The 8,026-nt window shown below is 60.4% G+C and carries 9 protein-coding genes, 1 other RNA gene and 1 pseudogene; 5 read left to right on the forward strand and 6 right to left on the reverse strand.

All coding sequences use genetic code 11. The features are described 5' to 3' along the window. Positions 1-223: 223 nt before the first annotated feature. Entirely contained in the window at positions 224-346 is a 123-nt protein-coding gene (locus ACNPAA_RS20135) for a hypothetical protein (RefSeq protein ID WP_258039730.1), read from the forward strand. A gap of 208 nt (positions 347-554) precedes the next feature. Here ACNPAA_RS20135 and ssrA read toward each other — a convergent pair. Together ssrA and smpB are read right to left on the reverse strand one after the other, a co-directional pair. Further along, positions 555-914, reverse strand: a transfer-messenger RNA (tmRNA) gene (ssrA, locus tag ACNPAA_RS20140). Between the two features lie 122 nt (positions 915-1,036). After that, positions 1,037-1,525, reverse strand: a complete 489-nt coding sequence (gene smpB, locus ACNPAA_RS20145) for an SsrA-binding protein SmpB (RefSeq protein ID WP_010673973.1) — start codon at positions 1,523-1,525, stop codon at positions 1,037-1,039. Positions 1,526-1,773: 248 nt separating this feature from the next. On the opposite strand from smpB, the gene ACNPAA_RS20150 reads away from it, so the two are divergent. Together ACNPAA_RS20150 and ACNPAA_RS20155 are read left to right on the forward strand one after the other, a co-directional pair. Beyond that, entirely contained in the window at positions 1,774-2,208 is a 435-nt protein-coding gene (locus tag ACNPAA_RS20150; RefSeq protein ID WP_010673974.1) for an SRPBCC family protein, read from the forward strand. Next, positions 2,201-2,557 carry an RnfH family protein gene (locus ACNPAA_RS20155; RefSeq protein WP_039039886.1) on the forward strand — a complete coding sequence of 119 codons (357 nt, stop codon included), beginning with the start codon at positions 2,201-2,203 and terminating at the stop codon, positions 2,555-2,557. The genes ACNPAA_RS20150 and ACNPAA_RS20155 overlap by 8 nt, the downstream gene beginning before the upstream one ends. Positions 2,558-2,625: 68 nt before the next feature. Here ACNPAA_RS20155 and ACNPAA_RS20160 read toward each other — a convergent pair whose 3' ends face one another. The 3 genes from ACNPAA_RS20160 to yiaY all read right to left on the reverse strand — a co-directional run bounded on the left by ACNPAA_RS20160 (position 2,626) and on the right by yiaY (position 4,984). After that, positions 2,626-3,261, reverse strand: a complete 636-nt coding sequence (locus ACNPAA_RS20160; RefSeq protein WP_279976533.1) for an NAD-dependent epimerase/dehydratase family protein — start codon at positions 3,259-3,261, stop codon at positions 2,626-2,628. Between the two features lie 100 nt (positions 3,262-3,361). After that, entirely contained in the window at positions 3,362-3,700 is a 339-nt protein-coding gene (locus tag ACNPAA_RS20165; protein ID WP_029314185.1) for an outer membrane protein assembly factor BamE, read from the reverse strand. Between the two features lie 132 nt (positions 3,701-3,832). Continuing rightward, on the reverse strand, positions 3,833-4,984 hold the full coding sequence (gene yiaY / locus ACNPAA_RS20170; protein WP_279976534.1) for an L-threonine dehydrogenase: 1,152 nt from the start codon (positions 4,982-4,984) through the stop codon (positions 3,833-3,835). Between the two features lie 392 nt (positions 4,985-5,376). Between yiaY and udp the strand changes: the two genes are divergently transcribed. Then, complete coding sequence (gene udp, locus ACNPAA_RS20175) at positions 5,377-6,132, forward strand: uridine phosphorylase (RefSeq protein WP_010674037.1); 756 nt, start codon at positions 5,377-5,379, stop codon at positions 6,130-6,132. Between the two features lie 121 nt (positions 6,133-6,253). Here the strand turns inward: udp and ACNPAA_RS20180 are convergent, their stop codons facing one another. Beyond that, positions 6,254-6,985 carry an RluA family pseudouridine synthase gene (locus ACNPAA_RS20180; RefSeq protein ID WP_119196841.1) on the reverse strand — a complete coding sequence of 244 codons (732 nt, stop codon included), beginning with the start codon at positions 6,983-6,985 and terminating at the stop codon, positions 6,254-6,256. A gap of 194 nt (positions 6,986-7,179) precedes the next feature. Here ACNPAA_RS20180 and rihA point away from each other — a divergent pair. Beyond that, positions 7,180-7,914: pseudogene (rihA, locus tag ACNPAA_RS20185) on the forward strand (pyrimidine-specific ribonucleoside hydrolase RihA); the annotation flags it as partial. Positions 7,915-8,026 lie beyond the last annotated feature (112 nt).

Consider the following 8,026-nt stretch of genomic DNA (forward strand, 5'->3'; position numbering starts at 1 on the left):
GCGTGGTGCAATCAGGCCGCCCGATGAAGCAGGAACCCGGTACTGCGCGAGCAGCTATCACCCAGTAATGGGAATCCCCCTCCTGTGACGCGAAGCGCTAAGGTGGGGGAGGATGTCAATTTTAATACCCAAATCAGTCCGAAAATGATAAATTCAAGAAGTGTACTGTATGGGCATACAGTGTTTCACAGTCGAGAGACTGGGAGAGCAAGGGGGAAATCGGATGGAATCACTACTAAGCGAACTGGAAGAGTTTGTTGAGACGCTGGACCTGGCGCCTGAGGAGGAGAGCAAGATCGCGCGCATTCTGGAAAAACTACGCGATGAAGCCACCGTGTCAGCGTGATGCGGAAGGATTCGGATTGGCCCGCCACTGTGCGGGCTTTTCTATGCCTGGAGGGTAGAAAAGAAAAAAGCCTGCATTTCTGCAGGCTTTCTTGTTCTTGGATCACCATTGGATCATTTTGATTCCAGTTTTGGGCCAGTCACTGTCGCTATGTTTTTGCTAAGTGGCTGTTTTTTCTGGGTTTGTCCTGTCGGTGTCCTAGTTAAATTGGTGGAGCTGGGGGGATTTGAACCCCCGTCCAAAATTACTACATCCTCGGTACTACATGCTTAGTCACTCTTTACATTCGCCAACACGCTGCGGAGAGACACGCCACGCATTGACTAGCTCGATTGGTTTTAATGCTTCCGCCCCGAGCAGGACTTCCACACGATCCTGTGAAGGATGACCTTCCATTTCCCTAGGACACAGGCAAGCTAGGGGAGAAGGGCTCAGCGCAGGTTATTAAGCTGCGAGTGCGTAGTTTTCGTCGTTTGCGACTATTTTTTTGCGGTTTATTAACGAGGCCTACCGCACCTCGGCATGCACCTTGGGTTTCGTGAATCTTGTCGAATCCAGAATCAGCCCCAAGTTGTCAAAAGGGATTGTACGCAAAAATCCTGTCATGGCAAGGCGTTGATGGCAATCGACCGGCCTTGGCCGGTCGATTGCTGGTTTATTGGTCGCCGCATGGGGGCCGGCGGCGCACGATCAACCGCGGTGTTTGTTTTTCATGATGCGGGCTTTTTCCCGATCCCATTCCCGGGCCTTGGTATCTTCCCGCTTGTCGTGTTCTTTCTTGCCCTTCACCAGGCCGATCTCGACCTTGACCCAGCACGCTTTCCAGTAGAGGGCCAGCGGCACTATGGTGTAGCCCTGACGAGCGGTCAGGCTCTCGAGCTTGTCGAGTTCACGGCGACTAAGCAGCAATTTGCGGGTGCGGGTCGGATCGCATACCACGTGGCTGGAGGCGGCGTTCAGCGGCAGGAAGCTGGAGCCGAACAGGAAGGCTTCTCCCTGCATGAAGATGACATAGGCTTCGCTGATGTTGGCCTTGCCCGCCCGCAGGGACTTCACTTCCCACCCTTGCAGGGACAGGCCGGCTTCCACGCGCTCTTCGATGAAGTACTCGTGACGGGCGGTTCTGTTGAGTGCAATGGTGCTGGACCCGGCTTTGTTTTTACTGTTCTTTTTGCTCATGACGGGGGCCTTAGGCAATGTTTAGGAAGGCGCATTATACGTGGGTGGCGGCGGCTGTAAAACGCACAGCGCTCCGAGTGGCGGCTTTGTGAGCAGTTCGATGACGATTTTGAGGGAAGGGCGGGGCGAGAGCAGGCCACACTGGCCGGAAAGTGTGCGATTGCCGTGCTTGGTGACCCGCGAACAGTTTCGGCGGTGATTTTGGCTGACAAGGTGATAAAATCGGGCCGATTGGATGAGGAAAACCCATGCCCCGTATTACTCGCAGTGCCCTGGTGATGTTCAGCGCGGAACAGATGTTCCGGCTGGTCAATGATGTTGATGCCTATCCTGAGTTCCTGCCCGGCTGTGTCGGCAGCCGTGTTCATGAGTCAGGTGAAGACTACATGATGGCCTCGGTCGATGTGGCCAAGGCAGGTATCGCCAAGACCTTTACCACGCGCAACCAGCTCGATGCCAATCGCACCATCAAGATGGAGCTGGTGGAGGGGCCTTTCAGCAAGCTGGCGGGATGGTGGACCTTCACACCCCTGGACGTGGATGCCTGCAAGGTGGAGTTCGATCTCGACTTCGAGTTCACCTCCAAGCTCATTGAGCTGGCCTTTGGCCAGATCTTCCGCGAGCTGGTGAGCTCCATGGTGCTTGCCTTCTCCAATCGTGCCAAGGTGGTTTACGGTGTCTGAGCTCCTCAATATCGAAGTGGCCTATGCCCTGCCCGAGCGGCAGACGGTGCTGTGCATCCGGGTCGCGCCCGAGACCAGCGTGCTGGCGGCCATCGAACAGTCCGGCATCCTGCAAAAGCACCCGGAGATCGACCTGTCGGTCAACAAGTTCGGTATCTACAGCCGTCCGGTCAAGGGCACAGAGTCGGTGCAGGAGGGGGATCGCATCGAGATCTACCGCCCTCTCATCGCCGATCCCAAGGAGATGCGCAAGAAGCGTGCGGAGAAAGCCAAGGAAGAGGGGCGTGCCGATGTGGTCACCGGCGGGCGGCCCGATGTGCACCGCAAGCGAGACGATGCCGGCACCTGACGGGTGATGGGTTGTGACAAGGGGGCGCCGTGGCGCCCCTTTGTGATCGTCTTGTCCGACACGGGGCATCACAGGGTGAGCAGGCGCTCGTTTTCCACCGTCTCTATCCCGCTCTCCTGGATGGCAAGGCGCGCCATGGCGTGCGCCACCTGACTGGCCTTGATGGCACGCCAGCGGCGCAGCGACCCGCGCAGCAGGGGCTTGACCAGCGGATAGATGGCCTGGATGATCTGCTCCGAACGGCGCGCAGGTTCGCGATGGCCGAGCAGCATGGCCGGGCGCAGGATGACGAGCCGCTGCCACTCCTGGGCCAGCAGGGCCTGCTCCATCTCGCCCTTGGTGCGGGGATAGAGGGCAGGGGAACCCGGGTTGGCGCCCAGACTGGAGACCACCAGCAGGCGGCGGCAGCCGTGGCGACGGGCGAGCGCGGCAAAGGCCAGCACATAGTCGAGATCGACCCGGCGAAATGCCTCGGCCGAGCCGGCATCCTTGCGGGTGGTGCCAAGGCAGCAGAAGGCAATGTCCACAGGGGAGGGCAGCGTCAATCTGTCCAGCGCGTCGAACGAGGTGGGCAGCCAGGTGCGTCCCGGAGCGGGATCGCCCGGTTTGCGGCAGAGCAGGAGGAGGTCGTGTTCCGTCCCCAGCTCGCGCAGCAAGGCTTTGCCAATCAGACCGGTGGCGCCGGCAATCAGGAATCGACTCATGATGATCTCCTCGGGGCAATGAGGCATCCAGAGTGTGGCCCGGCGACATCACCGGGGCCAGAGAGAACAAAACCGGCAGAAGCCGGTTTTGTAATGTCATCTAGAGCGGTGTGGTGAAGGCGGCAGGGAGAGGGAAATCACCGGTCACGGTGGCCAGTCTGTCACCCACGAAGTTGAGGGTCAGCTCCTTGCGCTCCTTGTCGCCCCGACCGGGCTGGAACTCATAGAGGTAGTACCAGGTGTTGGGGTCAAAGCTGTCGCGCAACATGGGAGAACCCAGCACGAACTCGACCTGTTCGCGGGTCATGCCCTGGCGCAGCTTGTCGACCTGCTTTTGTTCCACATAGTTGCCCTGGGGAATATCGATGCGATAGACCAGGCTGCAACCGGACAGGGTGAGGGCGGTCAGGGCCGCGGCAATCAGGTGTTTCATCCGCATATCGGGTTCAGATCATCCATACAGTCTTTTTAGCTCGGCAAATCATACCCACTCCCCGTGCGGAAGTAAAAAGCCATTGATCCATCAGCCAATAAAAAGGGCCGCGTGGCGGCCCTGGCAGATCTTGCCCCCTTACATGGCGGCGCGGAAGATGGCGACGATCTCCGCGTGAGTCGCCTGCCTGGGGTTGGTGAGACCACAGGCATCCTTGAGCGCATTGTTGGCCAGCACGTCGAGGTCGTCGGCCCTGACCCCGAGCTGCTCCAGACCGGCGGGGATCTTGACGTCGCGAGCCAGTTGCCGGATGGCGTCAATGGCTGCCGCCGCACCCTGCCCATCGCTCATGGCGCTCACATCCACCCCCATATGACGGGCCACATCCTTGAGCCGGCCGGCGCACAGCCGGGCGTTGTAGGCCTGGACATGGGGCAGCAGCACCGCATTGCACACCCCGTGGGGCAGGTCGTAGAAGCCCCCGAGCTGGTGAGCCATGGCGTGCACATAGCCCAGGCTTGCGTTGTTGAAGGCCATGCCGGCCAGGAACTGGGCATAGGCCATCTGCTCACGGGCATGGAGATCCTCCCCCTGATGCACGGCGGTGCGAAGGTGTTCGGCAATCAGTGCGATGGCCATCACGGCGCTGGCATCGGTGACCGGGGTGGCGGCGGTGGAGACATAGGCCTCGATGGCGTGGGTCAGGGCATCCATGCCGGTGGCGGCGGTGAGGCCGGCGGGCTTGGCCAGCATCAGTTCCGGATCGTTGACCGACATCAGCGGCGTGACGTGCTTGTCGATGATGGCCATTTTCACCTGACGGGATTCGTCGGTAATGATGCAAAAACGGGTCATCTCGGAGGCGGTGCCGGCGGTGGTATTGATGGCGATGAGCGGCAACTGCGGCTTGGCGGAGCGATCCACTCCCTCGTAATCCTTGATGCTGCCCCCATTGGCGGCCACCAGGGCGATGCCCTTGGCGCAGTCGTGGGGTGAGCCGCCGCCGAGCGAAATGACGCAGTCGCAGCCGTGGGCCTGGATCATCGCAAGACCCGCCTCGACGTTGGCCACGGTGGGATTGGGTCTGGTCTCGTCGAACACCACGGCGTCGATGCCGTGCTCGGTCAGGAGGGCGGCGAGCCGGCCCACCACGCCAATCTGGCCCAGGATCTTGTCGGTGACGATGAGCGCCTTGCGATAGCCATGTCCCTGGATATCCGCTGCCGCTTCCTGCAGGCAGCCCGCCCCCATCAGGTTGATTGCGGGAATGTAGAACTTGAATGTCGCCATGATGGACTCCGTATGATTAGCCATTAAGTGGTATGCGGGCGCCAACATAACAGCGTCGGAGGGGATGAGAAGGGGTCAATGGTATCTCGTTTGCAACTTTGTGGACTCGATCGCGCTCTTTAAATGGACGGTCGCTCAAGGCTTGACAAGGGATGGGAGTGCAAAAGGAACGTAAAAACGTTTTTCAAGAAATTCATCATCTTAGCAAACGTTTCGCGCCATTTTTGTCAGCTTTGAAGCGCAGAAGTGTGAGGCGCATCAAGGAATTGGAAAGCGCTTTCGACCATAGTTGGCGCCTCCCCGGATGAGGGGACACCGGCTTGAAAGTACCGTAAAGAATCACCTTAACTGCACTCGGCTGCCATGCGGCGGGGCGCAACCAGGAGTCCACTATGTCTGATGTATTTCACTTGGGTTTGAAAAAAGCGGATCTGCAAGGCGCCACCCTGGCGATCGTCCCCGGTGACCCCGAGCGCGTGAAGCGCATCGCAGAACTGTTGGACAACCCGGTGCACCTGGCCAGCCATCGTGAATTCACCACCTGGCGCGGCGAGATGGACGGCAAGGCCGTGATCATCTGCTCCACCGGTATCGGTGGCCCGTCCACCTCCATCGCGGTGGAAGAGCTGGCCCAGCTGGGTATCCGTACCTTCCTGCGCATCGGCACCACCGGCGCCATCCAGCCGCACCTGAACGTGGGCGACGTGATCGTCACCACCGGCTCCGTGCGCCTCGACGGTGCCAGCCTGCACTTCGCGCCGATGGAGTTCCCGGCCGTGGCCGACTTCGACTGCACCACCGCCCTGGTGAACACCGCCAAGGAGCTGGGCTCCAAGCTGCATGTGGGCGTCACTGCTTCTTCTGATACCTTCTACCCGGGTCAGGAGCGTTACGACACCGTATCCGGCCGCGTGGTACAACGTTTCCAGGGTTCCATGAAAGAGTGGCAAGCCATGGGCGTGCTCAACTACGAGATGGAGTCCGCCACTCTGCTGACCATGTGTACCAGCCAGGGCCTGCGTGCGGGCATGGTGGCCGGTGTCATCGTGAACCGTACCCAGCAGGAAATCCCGAACGCCGAAACCATGGCGAAAACCGAATCTGATGCCATCAAGATCGTGCTGGGCGCCGCCCGCAAGCTGATCTGATAGCCCTCTTTGTAACAAAGAGTACCGAGTGGGGGGTGGGGGCCGTTGCGAAAGCGCGGCCCCTATCTTTATCCGCCGTTTGCCCCTTTTGCCTTCCTGGCCCTGCTTTCCCCCTTCTTCGTTACCCCTGTTGCACCGTCATGGCCGCCAGTGGCTGCGCAAAGGGTGCCTCACAGCGGATCTGTACCGCTTCGCCGCTCACCGGGTGCACAAAACCGAGTTCACTGGCGTGCAGCATCAGTCTGGGGGCTCGTTCGCAGCCTGGCGGGAGCAGGCCGCCATAGAGATCGCATCCCAGGATGGGATGGCCCAGCCACTGGCTGTGGATGCGCAGCTGGTGGGTGCGCCCGGTTTCCGGTACCAGCCTGACCCGGGTCAATGGCACCGGCTGGCCTGCCCCCTCCAGGGTGAGCCGCTCCATCACCCGATAGCGTGAGCGGGCGGGTTTGCCGCTGGCGGCGCAGATGCTCATCAGCGGGAACAGCGCCGGATCCTTGGCGATGGATGCGTCGATGACGCCCTCATCCACCGCCAGATGGCCGCAGAGCAGTGCCTCGTAAGCCTTGCTCACGGTGCGCTGGCTGAACTGGTGGCAGAGCAGGGCGTTGATGTTCTTGTTTTTGGCCACCACCATGACGCCCGAGGTGCCAAAGTCGAGGCGGTGCACCAGGGTGCAGCCGGGGTAATCCTGTACCAGCCGGTAGTGGACCGAATCGAGGTTCTGCGGGTTCTTGCCCGAGAGGCTCAGCAGGCCGCTCGGCTTGTTGATAAGCAGCAGATGCGCATCCTCAAACAGGATCTCGATGGTGGCGGCGCAGGGCGGGGCGATGAAGATGTCGACGATGACGGACATGGGGCAGCCGGACGATGAAGGGGGAGGGATCATACCCGAACGATGGCGGCGCGGCGAATCTGGGTGTCCGCTCCCAAGGCCTGTCGCCAAGTACTTGATCTCGTTGGTTGAGGCGTTTTGTGACTCCCTCCTGAGTTCATCTGGCCATCTCTTGCTAAGGTATGGCTCCCTGTCATGTTGTAAGGAGTCTGTCCATGGCGTTGCCCGTTATTCTCGATTGCGATCCCGGCCACGATGATGCCATCGCCCTCATTCTGGCGCTGGCGAGCCCCGAGCTGAAGGTGCTGGCGGTCACCACCAGCGCGGGCAACCAGACCCCGGACAAGACCCTCAACAATGCCCTGCGCATCCTGACCCTGCTCGGCCGCGACGACATCCCGGTGGCGGCGGGGGCTGCCAAGCCTCTGGCCCGTGAGCTCATTATCGCCGACAACGTCCATGGCGAATCGGGGCTGGACGGCCCAGAACTGCCGGAGCCCGCCTTTGCTCCCCGGGCGATGAGCGCCCTTGAACTGATGGCAAGATGTCTGCGCGAGAGCCCGGAGCCGGTCACCCTGGTGCCGACCGGGCCGCTCACCAACATTGCCCTCTTGCTGGCGGCCCACCCCGAGCTCAAGCAGAAGATCGCCCGCATCGTGCTGATGGGGGGCACCGCCGGTGCGGGCAACTGGACCCCCGCAGCGGAATTCAATATTTATGTGGATCCCGAAGCGGCCGATATGGTCTTCAAGTCGGGGCTGCCCATCACCATGTGCGGGCTGGACGTGACCCACGAGGCCCAGGTGATGGACGAGGATATCGAGCGGGTACGCGCCATTCCCAACCCGGTGGCGCAGTGCGTGGCACAGCTGCTCGACTTTTTCATGATCTATCATCGGGATCCCAAGTGGGGATTTGCTGGCGCGCCGCTCCATGACCCCTGTCATGTACAGAACCTTAAGCGGCAAGCGAATTAATAATACCGTCTAACGTGTTGTTTTGCTTGGATTTTCTCTGCCTACTCTTTTTGCCGTTTTTGGATAAATACACCATTGCCCACTC

Source organism: Aeromonas sp. PS2Canimalfood6, from assembly GCF_048276795.1.
Classification (GTDB): Bacteria; Pseudomonadota; Gammaproteobacteria; order Enterobacterales; family Aeromonadaceae; genus Aeromonas; species Aeromonas caviae.